This window comes from Bacteroides cellulolyticus, from assembly GCF_025567135.1.
GTDB lineage: Bacteria > Bacteroidota > Bacteroidia > Bacteroidales > Bacteroidaceae > Phocaeicola > Phocaeicola cellulolyticus.
The window spans coordinates 147,304-173,584 of sequence record NZ_JAOQJJ010000002.1 but is presented as its reverse complement, the minus strand read 5'-3'; the positions used below and the strand labels follow the sequence as shown (position 1 = coordinate 173,584).

Below are 26,281 nucleotides of genomic sequence, written 5' to 3'. Positions count from 1 at the left end.
TTTTAGAACAGTTTCATCTGACCATCATCTTCATTTGACAGATCCACATCATCTGTATTCACATCATCTGCTTCCGTTTGTGATTCAGGTTCTTCCTTTATGACAGGTTCGAGTTCTTCTATTTTGTCTATAGTAAACGTAGTAAGACGTTTTCCTTTGGCCTTAAAACTCTTCACACCGACAAAATCATCTGCATAGACTATCATTGGCTCTCTGAAACTGTCATGTCCACCAAACAGTACATTAATACGCGGATAAGTTTCGGATGTAAGCAACAATAATACATTCTGCTTGTTTTCACCAAGGAAGTTCTGTCGTTTGGCACTTTGTTCTAAACAGAATCTTTTAAGATATGGATAATTCTGCTGGTCTGCATCATAAAGAACTGCAGTCCAAACCTTTTCTGGATCATATTTTTCAAGAATCATTATATCCGAATCATAATGGTTGTTCAAATCAAAATCAGTCGTATAGAACTCACCATTCTTCATGATTACCAATATACTGTCTTCGCTTTGGAATTCTCCCAGATACTCACCGCGTCCATCATAATTAAGACGAAGTACATCATGATCAAACCACACTTTTCGTCCTCCCAATGTAGAACCTCCCTTATGCTTCAGACTTATCTTATGCACTTCAAGACGTGTAAGAAGGTTACCCATAGACTGTCTTCCCTTAATGGAAATCTCACTGAAATCGCGTTCCAAAATCAATTTCTTTATTCTAGGATTAGGTCTTAGAGTTACTTTCACCACTTCAGCCTCACCATTTGGATTTGCTGTAAAATACATTATCTTAGACCCTGGATTTCCTTGTGTTACATCATACTCACGGTCACGTATCATCGAAGTGACATTAAAACGTTTGATAAAATACGCACCGTCTTTACCGTCGCGATATATCACATTATAAATAGTACGCTTGTCGTTCTTCTTGAAAATATTTACATACAATATATTCTTACCGACAAAAAGTTTATCACTTATTCTTACTATCTTATATTTTCCGTCTTTATAGAATATAATGACATCATCTATATCAGAACAGTTGCAGACATATTCATCTTTCTTCAGTCCCGTTCCGATAAAGCCTTCCTCTCTGTTTATATACAGCTTCTCGTTTGCTTCTGCCACCTTGGTAGCCACTATGACATCAAAATTTCTTATTTCTGTCTTTCGCTCGAAATTCTTGCCATACTTGGCTTTCAAACCTTCATACCAGTTTATAGTATATTCGGTGATATGTGCAAGATGATTATCTATTTCCTCTATTTCACTTTTCAGACGTGCTATCAATTCATCCGCCTTATCTTTATTAAACTTCAGGATACGTGCCATCTTTATCTCCATCAGTTTCAATATATCTTCCTTGGTTACTTCACGCACCATTTGCGGATAGAAAGGCGTAAGACGCTCATCAATATGTTGGCATGCTGCATCCATATTCTCTGCCTGCTCAAATTTCGCATCTTTATAGATACGTTCTTCTATAAAGATTTTCTCCAGCGAAGCAAAATGCAGAGCTTCTAGTTTTTCTTCACGTTCGATATTCAATTCCTGTCTTAACAGATCCAAAGTATTGTCCGCAGACTTCTTCAACACATCACTTACAGATAAGAAATGAGGTTTCTTGTTGTCTATTACGCAACAGTTAGGCGATATATTAACCTCACAGTCAGTAAATGCATAAAGCGCATCCAAGGTCTTGTCTGAAGAAACCCCAGGAGCAAGATGCACAAGTATTTCCACTTTATCAGCTGTGTTATCCTCTACCTTCTTCACTTTGATTTTGCCTTTTTCTACAGCCTTTAATATAGAATCTATCAGTGACGAAGTAGTTTTTCCATACGGGATCTCACTGATACATAAAGTCTTGTTATCCAATTTGGAAATTTTTGCTCTTACGCGTACCACTCCACCTCGCTCACCATCGTTATATCTTGATACGTCAATAGATCCGCCTGTCTGGAAATCAGGATAAAGCTGGAACGACTCACCTTTTAGATAAGCGATGGCAGCATCACATAGTTCATTGAAATTGTGAGGAAGTATTTTTGATGACAATCCGACAGCAATACCTTCAACACCCTGCGCCAATAGCAAAGGGAATTTAACAGGCAATGTAACAGGCTCTCTGTTACGTCCGTCATAAGACGACTGCCATTCAGTGGTCTTCGGATTGAAAACCACGTCAAGAGCGAATTTAGATAAACGTGCCTCGATATAACGCGGAGCGGCAGCACTGTCACCGGTAAGGATATTTCCCCAGTTACCCTGACAGTCGATAAGCAATTCTTTTTGGCCCAACTGTACCAGAGCATCACCTATTGAAGCATCTCCATGAGGATGAAACTGCATGGTATGACCTACAATGTTCGCAACTTTATTATACCTTCCGTCGTCAAGACGTTTCATAGAGTGCAATATTCTCCTCTGCACAGGTTTCAATCCATCATTAATATGAGGGACAGCTCTTTCAAGTATTACATAAGATGCATAATCAAGAAACCAATTCTGATACATTCCACTCAACTGATGTCTTACCGCATCATCGGACGTATCTGCCGGTTTGTAATCAGAATGGCCTTCACTCCCCTGTAAATCGTTTTCCTTATCAAATGTATCTTCGCTCATTTTTAGTATATTAATCAAGAATAAAACAGTCTTTGCAAATTTAATAAAAAAGAGGATATACCATGAAAAGATATATCCTCTTATTTAACTTATTTTATTCTACAGTATATTACTTGGCAACTTTTTCAAGCCAATTTACCATAAACAACATTACTCCCATCGAGATAAGACATACTATCATGAATATAGCCCAGCAATAACCGATAGGAATTGCATTATACATAAGTGGACCTATCCACAAGAGAAGATTTCCCACAGCAGTAGCTCCGAGCCACAATCCCTGGCAAAGTCCTAAAAGATGTTTTGGCGCAACTTTCGAAACAAATGACAATCCAAGAGGAGATATAAACAACTCTGCAACCGTAAGAAGGAAGTAAAGTACTATCAATACCCAAGCACCCGCTTTCACCTGTTGGTCTATAGGAAGCTCTCTATATTCAGCAGCTGAAGGATAACCCATCACAAGTGAATATGCAGAAAGGAACAGATAAGCCAGACCTGCTATAAACATACCTATAGCAATCTTACGCGGAGTAGATATCTCTTTTCCTCTTCTGGAAAGTGATCCGAAAATCATCATTATAATAGGAGTCAGAGTTATCACGAAGAACGGATTAACAGCCTGCCATATTTCAGGTGCTATTGTTGTTGTATCAACAAAGTCTCTCGCAAACAGAGACAAAGAAGTTCCGTTCTGATGGAATGAGAACCAGAAGAATATTACAACACCAAGCACAGCAAACAATGCATAAAGACGCTGCTTGATTTCTTTTGCCATAGCAGCCTTTTCTTCAGCTGTATATGTAACAGATGCTGCCGATTCTTTCTTTCCCGGATTTGGGAACTGACGTTTTGTCGCAAAGAAAATTACAAGCGAAATAAGCATGGCAGCAACAGAAGCGAGGAATGAATAATGGATACCTTCGTTGAAAATCTGCAAATACTGCGAGCATGATGCAGCCAAATCAGATGTTTCCCCTACGCACTGAGACATCAGCTGATTTAAATTTCCCATAGCCTCAGCAGACATACCATCGGCCTTATTTATATAGTCATGGCATAGAGCAGGAAGACTGGCGTTGTAAACCATATTATGCGCACTCAGCCACCAGCTTCTCAACAAAGGAGCAACAAATGGCGCTATAAGTCCACCAATATTTATAAACACATAAAAAATCTGGAATCCGGAATCTCTCTTTCCTTTAACCATTGCCAGTTCCTTTTCACCCTTTGCGGCTGCTTCAGCTTCCATGTCATCATACATCTGACCAACAATAGCCTGAAGATTTCCTTTAAACAGACCATTACCAAATGCGATAAAAAACAAAGCCACACAAGTTAAAGAAAGTAACCATGTAGTGTTACTTGAATTTGCAGTAATCGGAATAGATAATGCAATATATCCTATAGCCATAACGACCAAACCTGCCATGATGGTACCTTTATAATTCTGTTTTCTGTCGGCTATCAAACCACCAACAAGACTTAAAAGATAGATACCTGCATAAAAGAAAGAATAGATAAGTGTGCTTTTCTCCTCACTTATACCAAATTTTGAACAAAGGAACAATACCAGTACAGCGTTCATAATATAGTAGCCAAAACGCTCACCCATATTAGACAAAGCCGCAGGAATTAATCCTTTCGGATGCTTTTTAAACATAAATAATGAAGATTTAAATGATTAATGACTAAATTTTTATGCAAAAATATAGAAAAAACAAATAACAAACAACATTACTTATTCCATTATTTTTCAGCCAATACAGGTTTCGCTAAAACTGTTTGCTATAGGACACAAAAAAAAGAGAAGCCTTCTTGACTTCTCCTATCTCCAGTTGCGGAGGCCTGACTCGAACAGACGACCTTTGGGTTATGAGCCCAACGAGCTACCAACTGCTCCACTCCGCGATGTTCATATTTTTTTTTAGTTGCGGAGGCCTGACTCGAACAGACGACCTTTGGGTTATGAGCCCAACGAGCTACCAACTGCTCCACTCCGCGATGTTATTTCTTATTTGCGAGTGCAAAGGTACAGCTTTAAATTGTAAAAAACAAATCTTTAAGCAGAAAAATCAGACCAATGAGGTTAAAGAAGTTAAACACATCATGAAAATTCTACTCAAAAGTCTTCATAACGTAAAAAACGGATACGACATTGCATTTTTCCCATTAATTTCTTCAGTTAACCCACACAAACCAGAAAAGGTTAATCCTTTATCTCTTCGAATTCTATATATTCACCCTCATTTTTATCAAACACTTTATTCTTAGTCTTCGGAGTATCTTTTCGCTTATACTCCGAATAGCCTTGACCATTGCTGTTATCAAAGCTTTCCGTCTGTTTTTGGGTATTTTTTCTTATACCTAATACTGTTCTAACCACTTTATATAGGATTGTAAATCCTATAATCAATACAAAAAATATTATAAAAAATATCAGTCCTAATATTTGAAACATAGTTATTGCGTTTTTAATATTTTAAATACAATAACCGTGCCACGATTATTATATTATGATTTCCTGAATGTCAAGGCAGACAATATTATATACCATATTATTACAGCAGCCAAACCGTTTATTGCATAAACCAACAGCAGGACTACACTTACCACCAAAAATATATATTTAATTTTATTGTCTTTCCACGTAAGATTCTTGAATTTCAATGAAAACATTGGCAGTTCAGAAACCAAAAGTAAAGACATTATTACAACCAGCAACAGCAAATAAAATGCATTAAAATACTGCGACATATACTGATTCCCGCCTATACAAATAGCCAAAGAACTCCAGAAAAGAGCATTTGCCGGCGTAGGCATACCTATAAAAGAAGTTGTCTGACGCTCATCCAGATTAAATTTTGCAAGCCTTAATGCAGAAAATACAGAAATAATAAATGCTGTATAAGGCAGATATTCAGATACGCCTGACATAAAATCAGGAATATGAATTTCTTTAAACAAGGAAAAAACAATAGCAGAAGGCGCCAAGCCAAAAGTAATATTATCAGCCAAGGAATCCAATTCTTTTCCAATAGGCGATGAAACTTTCAAAAGCCTTGCACTCATACCATCAAAGAAATCGAAAACCGCACCTAACACTATGAACAGCATTGCCAGACGAAAATCTGACTGAAATGCCATATACGATGCTATACATCCACAAAATAGATTACAGCTTGTTATACCATTTGGAATATTCCTGATTATAATATTAGGCATAATATCTCTGATTATTTAAGTTTTGCTATAACAGTTTCGTTTCCTGTAGTTTTCTGATTCATTTCAACACAAACTTCTGTTCCAAGAGGCAAGTAAACATCAACTCTTGAACCGAATTTTATGAATCCCATATGTTCATCTATATAACAATCCTCACCCGGAGTAGCATAGGTCACAATTCTTCTGGCCACTGCACCAGCAATCTGACGAGTCATGATAGTTTCACCTTCCGGTGTTTCTATAATTATAGTAGAACGTTCATTTTCCGTACTGGCTTTCGGAAGCCACGCTTTCATAAACCTTCCATTATGATGCTTTACCATTTTCACAACACCATCAACAGGATACCAATTGGCATGAACATTGGTTATATCCATAAAAATGGAAATCATCAGCCTGCGGTCATGAAAATACTCATGTTCTTCCACCTCTTCTATTACTACCACCCTTCCGTCAGCAGGAGCCACAACTGTCTTTTCCGTTTCTCCTTTAAACAGTCTTATAGGACAGCGAAAGAAATTCACCATCAAAAGATACAAGACTATACTTACTACAGCTAATATATAGAAGAATACATTAGTACCCAAAAGATAATAAGAAGCAAGATTTATAGCCAAAAGGACTATAGCACTTGTGATAAGTATATTGGTTCCCTCATGGTGTATGCGGATTTTCTTCAATTTTTTTATTCTATTCATGATGGTAAAAGTAATGATATAGATATTTTAACATGCAAAAGTAAGCGTATTTTAATTACTCTGCAAATAAAATATAAGAAAAAACTCTTTGTAATGATTTTGCAACAGCATTGCAAACGTTTTAAATACAAAATTTCTTCTTTTACAATTACTATGAAGAACAAAAAAAATTCCCGGATAGCACAAATACTAATCCGGGAATATCTATATTTTTTTCAGTTCTATCAGATTGACAATTCGTTCAAGACATTGACAAGCTCTCTATCGATAGGCTTATCATTCTTGATAGCTTTAGCAAACGGTACATATACGATTTTGTCATTTTCTATACCTATCATAACGTTTCTCTGACCTTCCATCAAAGCCTGAATACTTGCAACACCCATACGGCTGGCAATAATTCTATCGTGAGCAGTCGGTCGTCCGCCACGCTGCAAGTGTCCAAGAATAGTCACACGTACATCATACTGAGGATATTCGTTTTTAACACGCTCTGCATAATGCATTGCACCACCTGTAATTTCACTTTCAGCCACTAGAACGATTGAACTACTCTTTGACTTGCGGAATCCGTTTTTGATAAACTCTTCCAACTGGTCAACTTCAGTATTAAATTCAGGTATAATAGCAGCTTCAGCACCTGCCGCTATAGCTCCGTTCAACGCAAGGAAGCCTGCATCACGTCCCATAACTTCAACAAAGAACAGACGTTCGTGAGAAGTTGCAGTATCCCTGATTTTATCTACAGCATCAAGAATTGTATTCAAAGCTGTGTCATAACCTATTGTAGTATCTGTTCCATAAAGGTCGTTATCAATAGTTCCCGGAAGTCCGATACAAGGAACATCATATTCTTCTGCCAACAATCTGGCACCAGTGAGCGAACCATCACCACCTATTACGATAAGAGCATCAATACCCTCACGCACCATAGTTTCGTGAGCCACCTGACGTCCCTCTGGAGTCTTGAACTCCATACATCTCGCAGTCTTCAGGATTGTACCTCCCAGCTGTATGATATTGCTTACATTCTGAGTTTTAAATTCCTGTATTTCTCCAGTTATAAGTCCTTTATAGCCTCTATAAATTCCTTTAACTTTCAATCCGTTATATATCGCTGAACGAGTCACGGCACGAATTGCCGCATTCATACCCGGAGCATCTCCTCCTGAAGTGAGGATACCAACACATTTAATACTTGCCATATTGTTGAATATTATTAGTTTGTTTCAATGCCGCAAATTTACAAATTCCGTCGCAAAGTTGTATTAAATAGATATGTATTTTAAGTTAACTTGAATTGTAAATTCTTTAACATGCCTCCGATATTACATTCTTACATTTATCCATAAGCCATTTAGGAGTTGAAGTAGCACCACATATTCCGATTGACTTTGCATCCCTGAACCACTCCATGTTAATATCTTCCGGTTTATCAACCTGATATGTTTTGGGATTAATCTCCTTACATTCGTGAAACAGTATTTTCCCGTTAGAGCTTTTCTGCCCACACACAAATAGGATCACATCATGTGAAGCAGCAAACTTTCTGATATTAGGCATTCTGTTTGCCACCTGACGGCATATTGTATCAAAATACTGAAAAGTGGCAGACTTTGAAATATTCTGTTCTATATACGAAACGATACTTCTGAACTCATCCAGCGATTTTGTCGTCTGCGAATACAGCCTTACATCTTTATTCAAGTCTATCTTATCTACTTCCTCTATTTTTTCAATAACTATAGCCTCACCATTTGTCTGTCCTACCAGCCCAAGCACCTCCGCATGACCGTTCTTTCCATATATTACTATCTGCTTTTCTTTTTCAGGTTCTTTACTGGTATATTCCTGCTTAATTCTTTTTTGCAACCGTAATACTACAGGACAGGTGGCATCAATTATTTCTATATTATTCTCTGCAGCTATCCTATAAGTTTCCGGAGGTTCACCATGTGCACGTAGCAACACTTTTACGTTTTTAAGCTTTGCATACTCCTCATGGTTAATAGTTATAAGCCCCAGTTTTTTCAAACGTTCGCATTCCTGACCATTATGCACTATATCTCCAAGGCAATACAGAGGAGTTCCTTTTGCCAACTCTTCCTCAGCCTTTTTTATAGCAGTGGTCACGCCGAAACAAAACCCTGATTCACTATCAATTTCTATATTATACATTAGCCGCCTTTTGGTATTCATTAATTAACCATGCTTTCTGTTCTTCTACTGTCATATTGCTATTATCCAATACAATAGCATCATCAGCCTTTCTCAAAGGACTTACAGCTCTAGTCTGGTCTATCCTGTCTCTTTCTTCAACATTTTTGAGGATCTCATCAAATGATACTTCCTGTCCTTTTGCCATCAGTTCATCATATCTTCTTTTTGCCCTGATTTCAGCCGAAGCTGTGACAAATATCTTTAACTCCGCATCAGGAAATACCACCGTTCCTATATCTCGTCCGTCCATGACAATACCTTTGCTTTTTCCCATTTCCTGCTGCAATTTCACCAAGGCTTCCCTTACAAATCCCAATGCAGCAACAAGACTCACCCTGGATGAAACCTCCATAGTCCTTATCTTAGACTCTACGTTTACGCCATTCAGGAATGTTTCCGGTTTCAAAGTCGCTTCATTAAGACAGAACGATACCGAAATATCATTTATATGTTTTTCCAGCTCTTCCGAATTCACGCTTCCATCAGAGGTAAAAAGCGAGTTTTCAAGGCAATACAAAGTAACTGCCCTATACATCGCGCCGCTGTCTATATATATATATCCAATTTCTTTTGCCAGATCTTTGGCCATCGTGCTTTTTCCGCAAGAAGAAAAACCATCTATCGCTATGGTTATTTTTTTCATCATAAGATATCTATATTATATAATGTGTATTCTTTTCCGTTCGAAAGTCAAAGATATGGAAAAGTTTTTACTGTTTTATCCGCATGTGCAGAAATATTTCCGTTTTAATCTATTTTTATCTTTTTGATATTGCTTTTTAAAATAAATATACTACATTTGCACACAGAGAATTATTAACAATTTATCAAATCATTTATGGAAGTTAAAAAATCGCCCAAAGCAGACCTCGAGGGAAAGAAATCCACGTGGATGCTGATTGGTTACGTGCTGATATTGGCAGCAGTGTTTGTGGCTTTCGAATGGACAGAACGCGACAAACAGGTGACTACCGATACTGGTGTCGTTGAACCGATTTTTGAGGAGGAAATGATTCCTATCACAGAAGAACCGGAGCAAAAGCAAGCACCTCCTCCACCAGAAGCTCCGAAAGTTGAAGAAGTAATTCAGATTGCAGAGAACGATGCGGATGTAGAGGAAACTACTATCAAATCTAGTGAAGATGACAATACAGCCGTAGAAATCAAGTACATCGAACCTGTAGTTGAAGAAGAAGAACCTGTAGAAGAAGAAATCTTCATGGTTGTAGAACAAATGCCTGAATTCCCTGGTGGTATGGCAGAATTGATGAAATTCCTCAGCAAGAACATCAAGTATCCTACAATCGCTCAGGAAAACGGTATTCAGGGACGTGTAATCGTTCAGTTTGTCGTTAATCAGGACGGTTCTATCGTTGACCCTGTAGTTATGCGCTCTGTCGATCCATATCTTGACAAGGAAGCTCTTCGAGTTATCAGCTCCATGCCAAAATGGAAACCAGGTATGCAGCGTGGTAAAGCTGTACGTGTAAAATACACAGTGCCTGTAACATTCAGATTGCAGTAATAACTTTATAACATTAAAAAGGCTGTCCGCAAAAGGGCAGCCTTTTTGTTTTTTTATCCCAAAGACAAAAAACTATGAAGCAGTACGAAGACAAAGAACTATTAGAAAAGATTCAGAAGTATATCGGAGAATTGTCATATACTCACGAGCCGGAAAATCTATACAAGCCTATAGAATATGTGCTTGGCTTAGGAGGTAAACGTATTCGTCCGGTTTTGATGTTAATGGCCTACAACCTATACAAGGATGACGTTGAAAAAATCTATCAACAAGCTGCGGCACTGGAAACATACCATAATTTTACACTGTTACACGATGATCTCATGGACAAAGCCGACATGAGAAGAAACAGACCAACCGTACATAAAAAATGGGATGAAAATACCGCAATTCTTTCCGGTGATGCCATGCTCATACTTTCGTTCAAAATGATGATGGAATCATGTCCTGCCGAATACATATCAGAAGTCACATCCACCTTCAGCAAGGCCGCTCTGGAAGTTTGCGACGGACAACAGTGGGATATGGATTTCGAAAAAAGACTTGATGTGACAGTTGACGAATACATGAACATGATTTGTCTGAAGACATCTGTCTTACTTGCCGCTTCACTGAAAATAGGCGCGATACTAGGTGGGGCAAGCGAAGAAGACGCAAATCTGCTTTACGATTTCGGTATAAAATTGGGACTTGCCTTCCAGCTCCAGGACGACTATCTTGATGTGTATGCAGATTCTTCCGTTTTCGGTAAAAATATCGGTGGAGACATCTGCTCAAATAAAAAGACATTCATGCTTATCACAGCCCTTGAGAAATCATCAGGAGAAAACAAGAAAGAACTTGAGAATTGGATAAATGCCGAAGCTTTTATTCCTGAAGAAAAGATTAAAGCTGTTACTGAAATATATAACAACACCGGAGTTCCAGACATATGTATGGATAAAATCAACACCCTATACAATGAAGGGCTTGCCATACTTGATAATGTATCAGTAGATGCATCATTAAAAACCAATCTTAAAAACTTCACAAAACAATTAATGAAAAGAGTATTATGATTGGATTGATTGACACTCACACACACCTCTTTTGTGAGGAGTTTGACAGCGACAGAGAACTGGCCATCATAAGAGCAAAAGAAGCAGGAGTAACAAGAATGTTTATGCCCAATATTGACGATGAGAGCATAGATGCGCTACTCAAACTTTGCGACAAAACATCAGGTTGCTATCCTCTTATGGGGTTGCATCCCACTTCGGTTGCTGACGACTGGAAAATCAGACTTGAAAAAGTAGAAAAAGTCCTGATTTCAGGAAGAAAATTCTACGGTATTGGAGAAGTCGGTTTGGATCTTTATTGGGACAAGACATACGTAGAAGAACAAAAAGAAGTATTCAGAATACAATTGGAATGGGCCCTTAAGTTCAATTTACCTCTGATTATACATTGCAGGAATGCTCACAAAGAGATGTTGGAAGTAATGTCTCAATATAAGGATACCCCATTACGAGGAATATTCCATAGCTTTGGCGGAACACTGGAAGAGGCAAACGATATGTTGTCCTACAAGAATTTCATGCTGGGAATAAACGGTATTGTAACATTCAAGAAAAGTACCCTTCCGGAAACACTAAAGCAACTGCCAATAGATAGAATAGTACTTGAAACAGATTCGCCATACCTTGCACCAGTACCATACAGAGGAAAAAGAAACGAAAGTGCATACATCACATCAATAGCAAACAAACTTGCCGAAATTTTTAATACATCAATAGACGATATTGCACGCCATACAACAAGAAATGCACTAAAAGTGTTCCAAAATGCCGACTAAAGTCTTTAAATAATATTAATTTTATGCGTTATCGCAAACTTTTTCGTCTTTTAGGCTATGTAAGAAAAAAAAAAAGAATACATTTGTGACTGAAAAAGGACAAATGAGTACCGATTACGGATATAATTAAATATGTAAGAAGGGAAAAATAGGTGCTGAGGAGAGGTGCTCGAGTGGTTGAAGAGGCACGCCTGGAAAGCGTGTATACGCCAAAAGCGTATCACGGGTTCGAATCCCGTTCTCTCCGCGATAGTCAAAGAGAAAAAATAACAAATAAGAATAAACAATAAACTATTAATTAATTAATCTTAAAAAATTAGACACACAATGAAAAAGTTATTTGCAATTCTTGCAGTAATGGGAGTTCTCTCATTCGGAATGACTCAGTCTGTTATCGCACAGGACGCTCCTGCGGCAACTGAAACAGTAGTAGTTGAAGAAGGTGGTATGCACAAAGAACTTAAGACTAAGTTCATCGAAGGTGACGCTGGTTTCATGTCTTTGGTTGCTATCGCATTGGTACTTGGTTTGGCTTTCTGTATCGAACGTATCATTTACTTGAGCCTTGCTGAAGTTGACACTAAGAAATTGATGGCAAAACTTGAAGAAGCTTTGGAAAAAGGTGATGTAGAAGGTGCAAAAACTATCTGCCGTAACACTCGCGGACCTGTTGCCTCTATCTGCTATCAGGGATTGATGAGAGTTGACGAAGGTTTGGATGTTGTTGAACGTTCTGTAGTTTCTTACGGTGGTGTTCAGGCTGGTTACCTTGAAAAAGGATGCTCTTGGATTACATTGTTTATCGCGATGGCTCCGTCACTCGGATTCTTGGGTACTGTGATTGGTATGGTCATGGCGTTCGACCAAATCCAGATGGCAGGTGATATTTCTCCGACAGTCGTAGCAGGTGGTATGAAAGTGGCCTTGATTACTACTATCTTCGGTCTTATCGTAGCTTTGATTCTTCAAACTTTCTACAACTACATCTTGTCTAAGATTGAAGCTATCACAAGCCAGATGGAAGACTCTTCAATCACTTTGCTTGATATGATTATGAAGTACAACTTGAAATACAAAAAATAATAAGAACGATGACTAAATTATCATATAAAGTATCATACTACGTGTTTTATGCATGTATTGCCGTAATCTTGGTAGTACTAGGCATGTTCTACGGAGTAGGATACAGCGAAACAAACGCAGCAGGTTTGACAGAACCTGCCAATACTCCGGCTTTGATGTATTTAATGTACGGATTGTTTGCATTATGCGTGGCTGTGACTATCATAGCAGCGGTTATCCAATTCGGTGCCGCACTAAAGGATGACCCAAAAGCTGCATTGAAATCATTCTTGGGATTTATTCTTTTGGTAGTTCTACTGATCGTAACTTATAATATGGGTTCTGACGAAACCGTAGTTTTAGGTGGTGGCGTAACCTATGACAATAAGTTCTTGATTAAGGTTACTGATATGTTCTTGTATTCAACATATGTACTGCTCGTAATAGCAGCAATAGGTACTTTGCTGAATTTATTAGGCGTATTCAAGAAAAGATAAAGTTTTAATTTTATTGTAAGATAAAAAGATATGGCAAAAACAAAAAGAAAAGTGCCAGGAATCAATGCAAGTTCCACGGCCGATATTTCTTTTATGTTGCTTATTTTCTTCCTTATAACGACATCAATGGACACTGACCGTGGTTTGGCAAGGCGTCTGCCCCCACCACCGGAAAGTGAAGAACAAAAAAATGACATTATCATTAAGGAAAGAAACATTCTCCAGGTTAAAATTAACAAAGATGACAATTTGATGGTTAACGGAGAAATTGGTTTTGACATAAGACAACTTAAAGACAAAGCAAAAGAATTCATTGCCAATCCGAATGATGACCCTAATATGCCGGAAAAGCATAGAAAGAATCTACCATTCTTTGGCGATGTTATGATAACTGAAAAGCATGTAATTTCTGTACAGAACGACGTTGGTACAAGCTATGATGTTTATATCCAGGTTCAGAACGAATTGGTAGCTGCTTATAATGAATTGCGTAACGAATTAGCGATGTCACAATTCGGCAAATCATTTGCAAACTGTTCAGAAGAACAAAAAGAAGCTATCATAGATTACTATCCACAGAAGATTTCTGAAGCAGAACCTAAAAAATATGGAGGAAAATAATAATGGGAAAGTTTAATAAAACAGGTAAGCGAGAAATGCCGGAGTTGAATACTTCGTCTCTGCCTGACCTTATTTTTACCATTTTGTTCTTCTTCATGATTGTGACTACTCTTCGTGAGGTTACATTAAAGGTTCAATTTAGGGTCCCACAGGCAACAGAATTGGAAAAGCTTGAAAAGAAGTCATTGGTTTCCTTCATCTACATCGGTAAACCATTACCTGAGTTCCAGAAAAAGATGGGTACTACAGACCGTATCCAGCTGAACGATAAATTCTCTGAATCAAATGAAGTTCAGGATTATATCTATCAGGAACGTGAAAATATGAAAGAAGAGGACAAACCTTTTATGACAGTATCACTGAAAGTTGATGCAAAAACTAAGATGGGTATTGTTCAGGAAGTAAAACAAGCACTTCGTCAAGCATACGCTTTGAAGATCAACTATTCTGCAACACAACGTCAGTAATAGTATCAAAGATAAAAAAAGAGTTACTCAATCGAGTAACTCTTTTTTTTATACCTATAAGTTTATACCAAATAAACATTCTTATATATTTCGGATGTTATAGTGTCGAATATCCCATCTATTGAATCTGCTCCGGAAAACATGATGTACATTGGAATAGGACTCCCGGACTTTCTGTATGGCGGTTGCACGTATGGACGTTCAGAGAGTGTAAAACCGTTTCTTTCATAAAAGCCGATACGGCGTTTGCTCAATTCATCTTCAGGAAGTTCCACTTCAAGAACTATTATGGAATCCGGGAAATTACTTAATAAAGCCTGCATAATCATTTTTCCATAACCTTTGTTTCTTACACTTGGTGAGGTGGCAAGATGTTCTACATAAAGAAATCCTGTCAGTTTCCATAAAGTTATCAGACCAACATTTTCAGCATCATCAGTAATCAGATATGCGGTAAACAAAGGATTACTATCAGTATTATATCTCTGCATCTCGTCGTCCCTTCTTTCCTCTACGGGAAATGATTCATGCAAAAGATTTTCTACAAAAGGATACGAAGGATCTGTAGTCTTAATAGGATTAAATTTAATCATGGCTTATATATATTGGTTATTAGTCAGTATAAAAATCTATCAATCTCTGAAGCGATCTCTGGCACACCGGGCAAAAAGCTTTTGCTTCATTAGTACGCATTCTGCAATCCGGAACCGGTCTGTAAATTCCTTTCATACTATATCCGGCCCCCTGATAAACTCCTAGCGCTTCAGTCGAACTATAATTATCAGATGTTATTTTAGTTGGAACAACAATATCCTTCGGCAGCATGTCACTCCATTTACTTTCAAAATCAACCAAAGTGGTTATATTCTGTTCCCACGGCTCAACATCATACGGATAAAGCGGACTAGGCGCGTCAGTATAGGCATATTCGTCGGCCAATCCTCCAAAGCTGTGACCGAACTCATGCACAACAACAGGTTCAAACTTTGAATGATGCGCGGTAGTGAGAGTAAACGAATTGTATATCCCTCCCCCACCGTAAGTATCGGTATTAGCCAAAATTATTATATGCTCGTATGGGATACCAGCAAGCAAATCATGAATATCATTAACACTGCTCGAAGTAAGATACCTGTCAGAATAAAACGTATCGAAATGCGAGCTTACAGCTGTCGATTTCCAGACATTTTCCCTAGGAATACTAACTCCACTGTCTGCTGATTCGCTGGCAACTGCTACGACATTAAAATGATTCTTATTCTCTTTAAAAGGAGAATGACTGAAAATTGCGTCACAAGCTTTCTGTGCATCTCTGTAGAACGTTTGCATATCTCCTCGTGAATATCCCTCAGCCATTATCACAACATCAATACAATTTTCAGGCGAACCGCTTTTCAGCAAATATTTATGCTCGGTTACGTTATTTTGACCAATCTTTTTAATCAAAATATCATCAGGGCGTACAGTATGTGTAAACGAAGCAGAAACCTCATGTCGTGCATTAAAAAGCTCAACTGTCACCAAAGTCTCTTTCTTTGGGAATGGCATCAGGAATGTATTTTCATATCCCTTACTTAAAGTCTCAGCTTCATTTTCGCCCAGCCATTCCTGAAACAGACTGGAAAAAGAAGTTCTGTAAATAACTACACCTGTAGCTTTGTCAACCATAGTCAACTGTCCGTTGCCTGATAATGGCAGTTTGTCCAAATTACTTCTTCTGCCTGCCCAACCCTCCATAGATTTCAGTTCATCCAAAACAACAGACTGATTTTTTTTATTTCCTGTGAACAAATAGTCCGCTCTAAGTGTTTTATCTGCAAAGAACTCTTCAAAACTTTGGCAATATCCGGAAGAACACACAGCTAATCCTAAAAAAAGTGATAAAAAAGTTTTTGTCATAATAATTAAGAACTGTTTTTATGTATAATATATAAAAAAATAAAGTATCTAACACAAAGATAATTAAATATAAATCAAATATAAGAACTTTATTATATATAGTTTGAATAAAAATACTACCTTTGTATAAATTAAAATTTTTAGAAATGGGACATCATCAGTTGGATAGTTTGGATGAACAAATTCTGCGTATGATTGCAGAAAATGCTCGTATTCCTTTTTTGGAAGTAGCTCGTGTGTGCAATGTGTCTGGTGCCGCAATTCATCAGAGAATTCAGAAACTAACAAATCTCGGTATTTTAAAAGGATCAGAGTTTATAATAGACCCTGAGAAAATAGGATATGAGACATGTGCTTATATAGGATTATATTTAAAGGATCCTGAACAGTTTGATTCTGTGACAGAAGAACTAAAGAAAATTCCTGAAGTAGTAGAATGTCATTTCACTACAGGTCAGTATGATATGTTCATAAAGATTTATGCAAAGAATAATCATCATCTATTGAGCATCATACACGATAAATTACAGCCATTAGGTCTGTCTCGTTCTGAAACGATAATATCATTCCATGAGGCAATCAAACGCCAGATGCCTATACTTGATCTGGCGAATGATGATGAAGAATAAAATTATTTGATACGATCGTAATCGCAAAAACTATATGAGTAGAGATGCTTTTCATCTGTTGAATGGCATTCTCTACTTTTTTCTTCCCATATTTCAGGTGATATTTCAGGGAAGAAAGCATCAGCCTCTTTTTCACAATCGTCCACTTCTGTTATATACAGACGGTCTGCTATTGGCATTGCTTCCTTATACAGGCTTGCGCCACCGATAATAAACACCTCTATTTCATCTTTGCATGCCTCAAGAGCATCTTTCAGGCTGTGAAAACACTCTGCCCCAGGAAAAGTAATATCCTGGCTGCTCAAAACAATATTTCTTCTGTTAGGCAAAGCACCTTTTGGAAGAGACTCAAAAGTCTTGCGTCCCATGATTATGGTATGACCTGTAGTCAGAGTCTTGAATCTCTTCAGGTCATTCGGAAGCCAGTACAGAAGTTCGTTCTTATATCCTATACCGTTATTCTTGTTTATAGCTACAATAATCGAAATCATAAATATCCTTCAGTTAATAATTATTATACAGAAACCTTTCCGGCAATGTGTGGCCATGGGTCATAGTTTTCAAGCTGGAAATCCTCATACTTGAAACTGAAAATATCCTTTACGTCAGGATTGATTTTCATCACAGGGAGCGGACGTGGAGTTCTTGTCAGCTGCAGGTCAACCTGTTCCAGATGATTAAGATATATATGAGCATCACCCAAAGTATGTATGAAATCACCCGCTTTCAGTCCTGTCACCTGAGCCATCATCTGAAGCAGAAGAGCATACGAAGCTATATTGAACGGCACACCGAGAAATGTATCCGCACTTCTCTGATACATCTGCAGGCTCAAACGTCCGTTAGCCACATAGAACTGGAAGAACATATGACACGGAGGCAAGTTCATATTGTCAAGGTCTGCCACATTCCATGCATTCACGATTATACGTCTTGAATCAGGGTTATTCTTTATCATATTCACAGCTTCCGAAATCTGGTCGATAAACTTACCGTCGTAAGTAGGCCACGAACGCCACTGATAGCCATATATATGTCCAAGATTACCATTCTCGTCAGCCCACTCATTCCAGATTCTTACACCATTTTCCTGAAGATACTTCACGTTTGTGTCACCTTTCAGAAACCAGAGAAGTTCGTGGATAATGGATTTAAGATGAAGTTTCTTGGTAGTTACGAGTGGGAAACCATCTTCAAGGTTGAAACGCATCTGATGTCCGAACACGCTGACAGTACCCGTTCCGGTACGGTCGTCTTTCCTTACGCCCTCGGTCTTTATGCGTTGAAGTAAGTCTAAATATTGCTTCATAAAGATTATGTTGTACTTAATTATTTATTATTGAGGGCAAAGTTAATCAAAAACATTATGAAAAACATTAACTTTGCAGACATTAATATATACAGAAGAATATGAATTTCCCCGTTTCATTTATATCACGAACAGCAGCCCTGATGGGCGAGGAAAACTGTAAAGCCCTCTGCGAAGCGATGCAGAACGATACTCCCGTAAGCATACGAATCAACGGAGCAAAGACCGGACTTGTGCCAGAGAATGCGAAGCTCATCCCGTGGACAACAGACGGATATTATCTGTCTGCACGCCCCACATTCACGTTCGACCCGCTGTTTCATGCCGGAAGCTATTATGTTCAGGAAGCAGCGTCCATGTTTCTTGAGAGCGCTTTGCACCAGTATGTAGGATCACCAGTTGTCGCCCTCGACCTGTGCGCGGCTCCCGGCGGCAAATCTACCCTACTCCGTTCCTCACTCCCCGAAGGAAGTCTGCTCATAGCCAACGAAGTGATGCGCAACCGCTCGCAGATACTTGCCGAAAACATAGTAAAATGGGGAAATCCTGAAGTGATAGTAACCAACAACGACCCTTCGGACTTCACACCGCTTGAATCCCTTTTCGATGTGATTCTGACTGACGTACCATGTTCCGGCGAAGGAATGTTCCGAAAAGACGAAGTGGCTGTAGAAGAATGGAGCCCCGCCAACGTAGGACTATGCTGGGAACGCCAGCGCAGAATACTCCGCGATATATGGCCTTGCCTGAAACCAGGAGGATTGCTAATTTACAGCACATGTACATTAAACCGTGAAGAAAACGAAGACAACGTAGCCTGGATAGCAAGCGAACTTGGAGCAGAAGTACTTCCTGTAGAAACAAACGAGGAATGGAACATTACAGGCAACCTTGCCGGATACGACTTCCCGGTCTATCGCTTCCTGCCACACAAAACCATCGGTGAAGGACTCTTCATGGCCGTACTCCGCAAAAACGGAACATCAGACGAAGAATATGATATTCTGTCCGACTGCAATCCTAAAAAGAGCAATAAGAAAAACAACAAGAAGCAGGACAAGAAACAAAACACCCCGACCATAACCAGCGAAATAAAATCATGGATATGCGAAAGCGAAGATTTTGAATTCTCTATCGACGGAACTACAGCAGTGGCAAAATCACAAAGGCTGAACAGCCTGGAAAACCTTCTGAAAGACAAGGGAAACAACATCCGCATACTCCATCGCGGCATCACCCTTGCCGAAAACAAAGGCAAAGACTGGCAGCCTCATCACTCGCTCGCCATGAGCACAAGCCTCAACAGAGAGACTTTCCCAAAGGCAGAACTCACTTACGAACAGGCAATAGCATATCTCAGGAAGGAGGCTGTCACACTCGATGCTTCAGTTCCCAAAGGCTATGTACTCGTGACATACCGCGACACTCCTCTAGGCTTTGTAAAAAACATAGGAAACCGTGCGAACAATCTCTATCCCCAGGAATGGAGAATCCGCAGCGGATATATGCCCGACGAGATCAGAACGGTTTTCTGAAACCACAACCGTTCTTCCACTCCGAACAACCGTATGCTGTTTTACCCTTTATGATGGTACCCTTACCGCATAAAGGGCAAACCTTCCCGACAATATCATCGCCCACGATTTCCGGTTCAACGGCTTTTTTCTCCACTTTCGGAGCAGCTTTCTTGCGCGGAGTCTTTGCAGCAGCCGGTTTCGCAGCCGTATCTTTTCCTGCAGAACCTTTCTTCGCAGCAGCCTTCACATCCTCCTCCGAAGTAACAGTCACACGGCGGTTGCTCGTATCCCTTATCACGCTATATACAATCTCCGTAACCATCTGCTTCAGTTCGCTGATGAATGTAGCAGCATCATAGCTTCTCTTCTCTATCTCGCGAAGCTTCTTTTCCCAGATACCAGTCAGCTCGGCAGATTTCAGCAGTTCCTCATGAATAAGCTGTATCAGTTCCACCCCCGTAGGAGTAGCTATAAGATTCTTCTTCTCCTTACGGATATATCTTCTTTTGAACAAAGTCTCAATTATGGCGGCACGCGTAGAAGGACGACCTATACCGTTTTCCTTCATCGCATCACGCAGTTCGTCGTTTTCCACCAGCTTACCGGCAGTTTCCATTGCCCTTAGGAGAGTAGCCTCAGTATATGGGCGTGGCGGCTGAGTCCACTTTTCGAAAAGCGAAGGATAGTGCGGTCCGCTCTCCCCTTTCGTGAATGCTGGCAGAGTCTTCTCCTCGTCATTCTCCTTCGTATCATCCTGCTGTTCCTTTGCGAACACCACTCTCCATCCCTGTTCCAGGATTTGCTTTCCAGTAACCTTGAATTCTATAGAATCCGCCTCGCCTATCACCGTAGTGGTAGAGAACTTACAGTCCGGATAGAACACAGCGATGAAACGCCTTGCAATAAGGTCGTAAACAGTTTTCTCCATATTCGTAAGCTCACGCGGCTGCACGCCCGTAGGAATAATGGCATGGTGGTCCGTAACCTTCGAATTATCGAATACCTTTTTCGATTTTATAAGCGGTTTGCCCGTCAGAGGAGCCGTATATACGGCATAATCCTTCAGTCCCTCAAGAATCTTCGGACACTTTGGATATATATCGTCACTCAGGAAAGTAGTATCCACACGCGGATAAGTAGCCACCTTCTTTTCGTAAAGCGACTGTATGAGCTGTAAAGTCATATCGGCGGAATAACCAAATTTCTTGTTACATTCCACCTGGAGCGAAGTAAGGTCGAAAAGTCTTGGCGGTGCCTCAGTTCCTTTCTTCGATGAAATGTCGGTGATAGTAAACGGAGCGTTCTTTATGCGTTCCAGCAATTGTTCGCCTGTAGCCTGGTCGATGATAGGCGGAATACCCCTGTTGGCATCCTCCTTTGCTGGAGTTTTCTTTTTCAGCTGCGGATTTTCCTTTTCAGCGGCAGCCTCTTCAGCCAGTTCCTCATCACTCTTGCGCACTATGGCAGAGAACACAGTATCCCTGTACGAAGTCTTCAGCTCCCAATACTGTTTAGGTACGAAACTCTCTATCTCCTGCTGCCTTTTCACGATAAGAGCCAGTGTAGGAGTCTGCACGCGTCCTATAGACAGCACCTGTTTGTTCTGTCCGTATTTAAGAGTATAAAGTCGTGTGGCATTCATCCCGAGCGTCCAGTCGCCTATCGCACGGCTGAGTCCCGCCTCATACAAAGGCTGGAATTCCGACTGGTCCTTCAAGTTTGCAAATCCCTCTCTGATAGCCTCTTCCGTAAGAGACGAAATCCACAGACGCTTCACCGGGCATTTCGCTCCCGCTTTCTGCATCACCCATCGCTGTATCAGTTCACCCTCCTGTCCGGCATCACCGCAGTTTATAATCATATCCGCCTTCTGCATCAACGATTCTATTATCTTGAACTGCTTCTCTATACCAGAGTCGTTTATCAGCTTAATCCCGAAGCGCGGCGGTATCATCGGCAGACTTGCCAGCGACCACGATTTCCACTGCGGAGTATATTCGTGCGGCTCCTTCAGCGTACACAGGTGTCCGAATGTCCATGTCACCTGATATCCGTTTCCTTCTATGAAACCATCCTTCTTGTTGTGTGCGCCAAGCACTTCCGCTATATCTCTTGCCACACTGGGCTTTTCGGCTATGCAAACTATCATTCTCTGTCAGTATAAGCTTATAAAATCGTTAAATGTCATGCAATTTTCGTGATTTTTTCCGATATAACCAAATAAATGCCGGAATTATGGAATTCGGTGATTGGGTAAAACTTAGATTTTACAAGAAAATAATCAGGTTTAAAATTGAAATTCAAAAGAAATAACAGTTGTATTTTAACCAGTCAACTTGGTCAGGAATTACAACACAAACTGACAACCAAATTCAGTACACTTAAGGCTGCTAGAAAAAAGACCTATCGTTTTAAGTAAAACGTGCCCATGTTTAAGCTGAAACGTGCGCACACTTAAAATAGAACGTGCGCACGTTTTATTTTTGGCCATGAGAGTGTATTTTTACAGCTTTTCCAGGATTTGAAATATAATCAAGATACCAACAACAAAAGTTTGCAAGTTATAGGAGAAACATCTACATTCTCCCCTTCCGTAAACATTACCTCATAAACATTTGTTTTTATATTCAGAAACCAGAATAACAAATGTAAATCTATGAAACTGATAATGAGCGATAGACCCATTAGTTTAGAGATAGGGGAAAATAAAGACATAAAATATATCGACTTATCGTCTATGAAGATTGCCAATTGTGTAGGATGCTTCGGGTGCTGGACAAAGACACCTGGAAAATGTGTCATACGTGACGATGCCACCAAAGTATATCCGTATATAGCAGAAAGTAGTTCTGTGATATACGTAGGCCATATAAAATACGGTGGTTATGACTCTGTGATGAAAACAATGATTGAGAGGGCTATCCCGATACAACAGGCATTCATACGCATACACCGAGGAGAAACTCACCACGTGCAGCGAAATGTGGCAACAAAGGATGCAATAATAATAGCTTATGGCGATACAGACAGCGAAGAACAGGAGATATTCCGACAACTGGTGGAACGCAATGCTCGAAATATGAACTTTGGAAAATATAAGATAGTATTCGTAACGGAACAGAAAGTGGAAAAAACTGTTCAAAATGAATTGAAGAAATGGGAAAAATAATGATTCTTAACGGCAGCCCGCGTGCCCCTAAATCGAACTCGAAAAAGTATTCGGAGATTTTCATGAAATACAGCAGGCTGCAATGTGATTATTTCAACATAACAAAGTCAAACCATCTGAAACTGATTGCAGAGATGGAAAAATATTCGGATGTAATTATAGTGTTTCCACTGTATGCCGATTCTCTCCCTGTAGGTCTGCTGAACTTCCTGAAAAATCTGGAAAACAATCTTCCTATGCAAAGACCGGTTATCTCGATACTGATTAACTGCGGATTTCTGGAGCATAAGCAGAACTGTGTAGCTGTAAGCATGATAAGATATTTCTGCAAACACAACAATTTTCCTATAGGCTCGACACTCATGCTAGGCAGCGGAGAGGCTATTCTCGAAACTCCGTTCAGATACATTGCCGTAAGGGCTATAAAAAGATTGGCAGCTTCTGTAAATAAAGGAAACTATAAAGACATAACAGCTACAATGCCACTTCCAAAATGGCTGTTCAAGATGGCAGCCCGCTCATATTGGATCCGTTATGGCAAGAAATTTGGATTAAGCGAAAAGGAAATGCAACGGCCCGAAATAGAGAGCCGATAGAACAAAAACACTTTTCGAAAGGTGCTTTTTCAGTCAAAAGCCACTTTTCGAAAAGTATTTTTACATCGTATTAAATTCACTTTTAAAACTTTGGCAAGGTTTTTGTACGTCAATTCATTGATTAATAATTATAAAATAGAAAATATATGGTATTTAGTTGGATTATTTTTATCGGAATCGCTATAGTGAGTTTTATAGTGCAGTCCAGTTTGAAAAGCAAGTTTGACAAGTATTCGAAGGTTCCTCTATACAACGGGATGACAGGACGCGAGGTAGCGGAAAAGATGTTGCGCGACAATGGTATCTACGATGTAAGGGTTATCAGCACTCCGGGTATGCTTACAGACCATTTTAACCCAACCAACAAGACTGTAAACCTGAGTGAAGGTGTTTACTCATCATGCAGCGTGGCTGCGGCTGCAGTTGCTGCCCACGAATGCGGTCACGCCGTACAGCATGCACGCGCATACGCTCCTCTGCAGATGCGTTCGGCTCTGGTACCGGTAGTACAGTTCTCTTCGTCTATAATGTCGTGGATACTGCTTGCAGGTATATTGCTCATAAATTCGTTTCCTCAGCTATTACTGATAGGTATCTGTCTTTTCGCAATGACAACACTTTTCAGTTTCATCACACTTCCTGTGGAGATTGATGCCAGCCGCCGTGCACTGGTATGGCTGAACAATGCGGGTATCACAAATGCCTCGAATCACGGTATGGCTAAAGATGCGCTTAAGTCGGCTGCTTATACATATGTAGTTGCCGCTCTTGGCTCGCTTGCCACTCTGGTTTATTATATAATGATATACATGGGACGCCGCGAAGAGTAATTTCTACAATTATTTCCTTCTTATAAAATAATTATCTACTTTTGTAAGCAAAATAATTAAAACAGAAACAATATGGCTACAAAACCGGGAATACCGAAAGGAACAAGAGATTTTTCGCCTGTTGAGATGGCGAAAAGAAACTATATATTCGATACTATACGCGAAGTTTTCCACCTCTACGGATACAGTCAGATAGAAACTCCTTCGATGGAGAACCTTTCTACCCTGATGGGTAAATACGGTGAGGAAGGCGACAAACTTCTTTTCAAGATTCAGAACTCAGGCGACTACTTCTCTGGCATAACTGACGAGGAACTGTTGAGCCGTAATGCAGCTAAACTGGCCAGCAAATTCTGCGAAAAGGGACTTCGCTATGACCTTACAGTACCTTTCGCCCGCTATGTGGTTATGCACCGCGACGAGATTACTTTCCCATTCAAGCGTTTCCAGATTCAGCCTGTATGGCGTGCAGACCGTCCTCAGAAAGGACGCTACCGCGAGTTCTATCAGTGTGATGCTGACGTTGTGGGAAGTAACTCACTGATTAACGAAGTGGAACTGGTGCAGATGATTGATTCTGTGTTCAACAAGTTCGGAATTCGTGTTTCAATCAAGATAAACAACCGTAAGATTCTTACCGGTATAGCAGAAATCATCGGCGAGGCTGACAAGATAGTAGATATCACTGTAGCTATCGACAAGTTGGACAAGATTGGCCTCGACAATGTGAATGCCGAACTTGCATCGAAGGGTATTCCTCAGGAAGCTATCGACAAGTTGCAGCCTATCATCCTGTTGAGCGGTTCGAACGAAGAAAAGCTTGAAACTCTGAAAACTGTTCTGGCTGCAAGCGAAACTGGTCTCAAAGGTGTGGAAGAAAGCGAATTCATCCTTAAGCATGTGGCTCAGCTTGGTGTCAAGTCTGAAGTGGAACTTGACCTTACTCTGGCTCGCGGACTGAACTACTATACAGGTGCTATCTTCGAAGTGAAGGCTCTTGACGTTCAGATAGGAAGTATCAGTGGCGGTGGCCGTTATGACAATTTGACAGGAGTATTTGGAATGGATGGCATGTCAGGCGTAGGTGTCTCTTTCGGTGCCGACCGTATCTATGATGTTCTGAACCAATTGGATCTATATCCGAAGGAGGCTGTAAACGGAACTCAGCTTCTGTTTGTCAACTTCGGCGAAAAGGAAACAGAATATTCTCTTCCTATATTGTTCAAGGCTCGCGAAGCTGGTATCCGCGCTGAAATATATCCTGACAGCACAAAGATGAAAAAGCAGATGAGCTATGCCAACGCAAAACAGATTCCTTTCGTGGCTATAGTTGGTGAAAACGAGATGAACGAAGGAAAAGTCACCCTGAAAAATATGACAACAGGCGAACAGTCACTTCTTACTCCGGAAGAACTTGTAGCAGCCATAAAATAAGAAAAAGATATTAATCATACAGATTGCAGCGTCACTGTGGTTTTATTTCCATAGTGACGCTATTTTTTTTCAAAATTCCCAAATCTTTTCAGTTTTCGATCCTATGTTTGCAA

General features: G+C 39.8%; 26 protein-coding genes and 3 tRNA genes. 14 read left to right on the top strand and 15 right to left on the bottom strand.

Going from position 1 to position 26,281, the window contains the following annotated elements; translation table 11 throughout:
* Positions 1 to 2 precede the first annotated feature (2 nt).
* The 10 genes from OCV82_RS03870 to cmk form a co-directional block, all read right to left on the bottom strand.
* Positions 3 to 2,636, bottom strand: coding sequence for a DNA gyrase/topoisomerase IV subunit A (locus tag OCV82_RS03870; RefSeq protein WP_154043213.1), 2,634 nt, complete (start codon positions 2,634 to 2,636; stop codon positions 3 to 5).
* A 109-nt stretch (positions 2,637 to 2,745) separates the two neighbouring features.
* Positions 2,746 to 4,299: a peptide MFS transporter gene (locus tag OCV82_RS03865; RefSeq protein ID WP_154043212.1), complete on the bottom strand. Its 1,554-nt coding sequence runs from the start codon at positions 4,297 to 4,299 to the stop codon at positions 2,746 to 2,748.
* A 175-nt stretch (positions 4,300 to 4,474) separates the two neighbouring features.
* A tRNA-Met gene (locus OCV82_RS03860) sits at positions 4,475 to 4,547 on the bottom strand.
* A 20-nt stretch (positions 4,548 to 4,567) separates the two neighbouring features.
* Positions 4,568 to 4,640: transfer RNA gene (locus OCV82_RS03855), tRNA-Met, on the bottom strand.
* Positions 4,641 to 4,845: 205 nt separating this feature from the next.
* Positions 4,846 to 5,097: a DUF4834 family protein gene (locus tag OCV82_RS03850; RefSeq protein WP_154043211.1), complete on the bottom strand. Its 252-nt coding sequence runs from the start codon at positions 5,095 to 5,097 to the stop codon at positions 4,846 to 4,848.
* 53 nt (positions 5,098 to 5,150) lie between these two features.
* The gene (pssA, locus tag OCV82_RS03845; RefSeq protein WP_154043210.1) at positions 5,151 to 5,861 is read right to left on the bottom strand and encodes a CDP-diacylglycerol--serine O-phosphatidyltransferase; all 711 of its coding nucleotides are present in this window, start codon (positions 5,859 to 5,861) and stop codon (positions 5,151 to 5,153) included.
* A gap of 11 nt (positions 5,862 to 5,872) precedes the next feature.
* Positions 5,873 to 6,559: a phosphatidylserine decarboxylase family protein gene (locus OCV82_RS03840; protein WP_154043209.1), complete on the bottom strand. Its 687-nt coding sequence runs from the start codon at positions 6,557 to 6,559 to the stop codon at positions 5,873 to 5,875.
* A gap of 224 nt (positions 6,560 to 6,783) precedes the next feature.
* Entirely contained in the window at positions 6,784 to 7,764 is a 981-nt protein-coding gene (gene pfkA / locus OCV82_RS03835; protein ID WP_154043208.1) for a 6-phosphofructokinase, read from the bottom strand.
* A gap of 106 nt (positions 7,765 to 7,870) precedes the next feature.
* Positions 7,871 to 8,737, bottom strand: a complete 867-nt coding sequence (locus OCV82_RS03830; RefSeq protein ID WP_154043207.1) for a 4-hydroxy-3-methylbut-2-enyl diphosphate reductase — start codon at positions 8,735 to 8,737, stop codon at positions 7,871 to 7,873.
* Positions 8,730 to 9,422 (bottom strand): (d)CMP kinase, encoded by a 693-nt coding sequence (gene cmk / locus OCV82_RS03825; protein ID WP_154043357.1) that lies wholly within the window; start codon positions 9,420 to 9,422, stop codon positions 8,730 to 8,732. Before cmk ends, OCV82_RS03830 begins: the two co-directional genes overlap by 8 nt.
* Positions 9,423 to 9,617: 195 nt before the next feature.
* Between cmk and OCV82_RS03820 the strand changes: the two genes are divergently transcribed.
* The 8 genes from OCV82_RS03820 to OCV82_RS03785 all read left to right on the top strand — a co-directional run bounded on the left by OCV82_RS03820 (position 9,618) and on the right by OCV82_RS03785 (position 14,785).
* A complete protein-coding gene (locus OCV82_RS03820; protein ID WP_154043206.1) occupies positions 9,618 to 10,304 on the top strand; it encodes an energy transducer TonB in 687 nt (228 codons plus the stop codon).
* A gap of 74 nt (positions 10,305 to 10,378) precedes the next feature.
* Positions 10,379 to 11,362, top strand: a complete 984-nt coding sequence (locus OCV82_RS03815) for a polyprenyl synthetase family protein (RefSeq protein ID WP_154043205.1) — start codon at positions 10,379 to 10,381, stop codon at positions 11,360 to 11,362.
* Complete coding sequence (locus OCV82_RS03810; RefSeq protein ID WP_154043204.1) at positions 11,359 to 12,138, top strand: TatD family hydrolase; 780 nt, start codon at positions 11,359 to 11,361, stop codon at positions 12,136 to 12,138. Before OCV82_RS03815 ends, OCV82_RS03810 begins: the two co-directional genes overlap by 4 nt.
* 159 nt (positions 12,139 to 12,297) lie before the next feature.
* Positions 12,298 to 12,385: transfer RNA gene (locus OCV82_RS03805), tRNA-Ser, on the top strand.
* 80 nt (positions 12,386 to 12,465) lie between these two features.
* A complete protein-coding gene (locus OCV82_RS03800; RefSeq protein WP_154043203.1) occupies positions 12,466 to 13,221 on the top strand; it encodes a MotA/TolQ/ExbB proton channel family protein in 756 nt (251 codons plus the stop codon).
* 8 nt (positions 13,222 to 13,229) lie between these two features.
* A complete protein-coding gene (locus OCV82_RS03795) occupies positions 13,230 to 13,697 on the top strand; it encodes a hypothetical protein (protein ID WP_154043202.1) in 468 nt (155 codons plus the stop codon).
* Positions 13,698 to 13,727: 30 nt separating this feature from the next.
* Positions 13,728 to 14,318, top strand: a complete 591-nt coding sequence (locus tag OCV82_RS03790) for an ExbD/TolR family protein (RefSeq protein WP_154043201.1) — start codon at positions 13,728 to 13,730, stop codon at positions 14,316 to 14,318.
* A gap of 2 nt (positions 14,319 to 14,320) precedes the next feature.
* Complete coding sequence (locus OCV82_RS03785) at positions 14,321 to 14,785, top strand: ExbD/TolR family protein (protein WP_154043200.1); 465 nt, start codon at positions 14,321 to 14,323, stop codon at positions 14,783 to 14,785.
* A 62-nt stretch (positions 14,786 to 14,847) separates the two neighbouring features.
* Here the strand turns inward: OCV82_RS03785 and OCV82_RS03780 are convergent, their stop codons facing one another.
* Together OCV82_RS03780 and OCV82_RS03775 are read right to left on the bottom strand one after the other, a co-directional pair.
* Positions 14,848 to 15,378: a GNAT family N-acetyltransferase gene (locus tag OCV82_RS03780; protein WP_154043199.1), complete on the bottom strand. Its 531-nt coding sequence runs from the start codon at positions 15,376 to 15,378 to the stop codon at positions 14,848 to 14,850.
* Between the two features lie 19 nt (positions 15,379 to 15,397).
* Positions 15,398 to 16,684 (bottom strand): M64 family metallopeptidase, encoded by a 1,287-nt coding sequence (locus OCV82_RS03775; RefSeq protein WP_154043198.1) that lies wholly within the window; start codon positions 16,682 to 16,684, stop codon positions 15,398 to 15,400.
* A 146-nt stretch (positions 16,685 to 16,830) separates the two neighbouring features.
* Here OCV82_RS03775 and OCV82_RS03770 point away from each other — a divergent pair, with 146 nt between their 5' ends.
* Positions 16,831 to 17,313: an Lrp/AsnC family transcriptional regulator gene (locus OCV82_RS03770; protein WP_154043197.1), complete on the top strand. Its 483-nt coding sequence runs from the start codon at positions 16,831 to 16,833 to the stop codon at positions 17,311 to 17,313.
* A gap of 2 nt (positions 17,314 to 17,315) precedes the next feature.
* Here the strand turns inward: OCV82_RS03770 and OCV82_RS03765 are convergent, their stop codons facing one another.
* Positions 17,316 to 17,804 carry a dihydrofolate reductase gene (locus tag OCV82_RS03765; protein WP_154043196.1) on the bottom strand — a complete coding sequence of 163 codons (489 nt, stop codon included), beginning with the start codon at positions 17,802 to 17,804 and terminating at the stop codon, positions 17,316 to 17,318.
* Positions 17,805 to 17,827: 23 nt separating this feature from the next.
* Positions 17,828 to 18,622 (bottom strand): thymidylate synthase, encoded by a 795-nt coding sequence (locus OCV82_RS03760; RefSeq protein ID WP_154043195.1) that lies wholly within the window; start codon positions 18,620 to 18,622, stop codon positions 17,828 to 17,830.
* A 101-nt stretch (positions 18,623 to 18,723) separates the two neighbouring features.
* On the opposite strand from OCV82_RS03760, the gene OCV82_RS03755 reads away from it, so the two are divergent.
* Positions 18,724 to 20,157 carry a methyltransferase RsmF C-terminal domain-like protein gene (locus OCV82_RS03755; protein ID WP_154043194.1) on the top strand — a complete coding sequence of 478 codons (1,434 nt, stop codon included), beginning with the start codon at positions 18,724 to 18,726 and terminating at the stop codon, positions 20,155 to 20,157.
* Here OCV82_RS03755 and OCV82_RS03750 read toward each other — a convergent pair.
* Positions 20,141 to 22,288, bottom strand: coding sequence for a DNA topoisomerase 3 (locus OCV82_RS03750; RefSeq protein ID WP_154043193.1), 2,148 nt, complete (start codon positions 22,286 to 22,288; stop codon positions 20,141 to 20,143). The genes OCV82_RS03755 and OCV82_RS03750 overlap by 17 nt on opposite strands.
* Positions 22,289 to 22,795: 507 nt before the next feature.
* On the opposite strand from OCV82_RS03750, the gene OCV82_RS03745 reads away from it, so the two are divergent.
* The 4 genes from OCV82_RS03745 to hisS all read left to right on the top strand — a co-directional run bounded on the left by OCV82_RS03745 (position 22,796) and on the right by hisS (position 26,168).
* On the top strand, positions 22,796 to 23,308 hold the full coding sequence (locus OCV82_RS03745; protein WP_154043192.1) for an NAD(P)H-dependent oxidoreductase: 513 nt from the start codon (positions 22,796 to 22,798) through the stop codon (positions 23,306 to 23,308).
* On the top strand, positions 23,296 to 23,904 hold the full coding sequence (locus OCV82_RS03740; RefSeq protein ID WP_154043191.1) for a hypothetical protein: 609 nt from the start codon (positions 23,296 to 23,298) through the stop codon (positions 23,902 to 23,904). The genes OCV82_RS03745 and OCV82_RS03740 overlap by 13 nt, the downstream gene beginning before the upstream one ends.
* Before the next feature lie 146 nt (positions 23,905 to 24,050).
* Entirely contained in the window at positions 24,051 to 24,734 is a 684-nt protein-coding gene (locus tag OCV82_RS03735) for a zinc metallopeptidase (protein WP_154043190.1), read from the top strand.
* Between the two features lie 72 nt (positions 24,735 to 24,806).
* Positions 24,807 to 26,168: a histidine--tRNA ligase gene (gene hisS, locus OCV82_RS03730; protein WP_154043189.1), complete on the top strand. Its 1,362-nt coding sequence runs from the start codon at positions 24,807 to 24,809 to the stop codon at positions 26,166 to 26,168.
* Positions 26,169 to 26,281 lie beyond the last annotated feature (113 nt).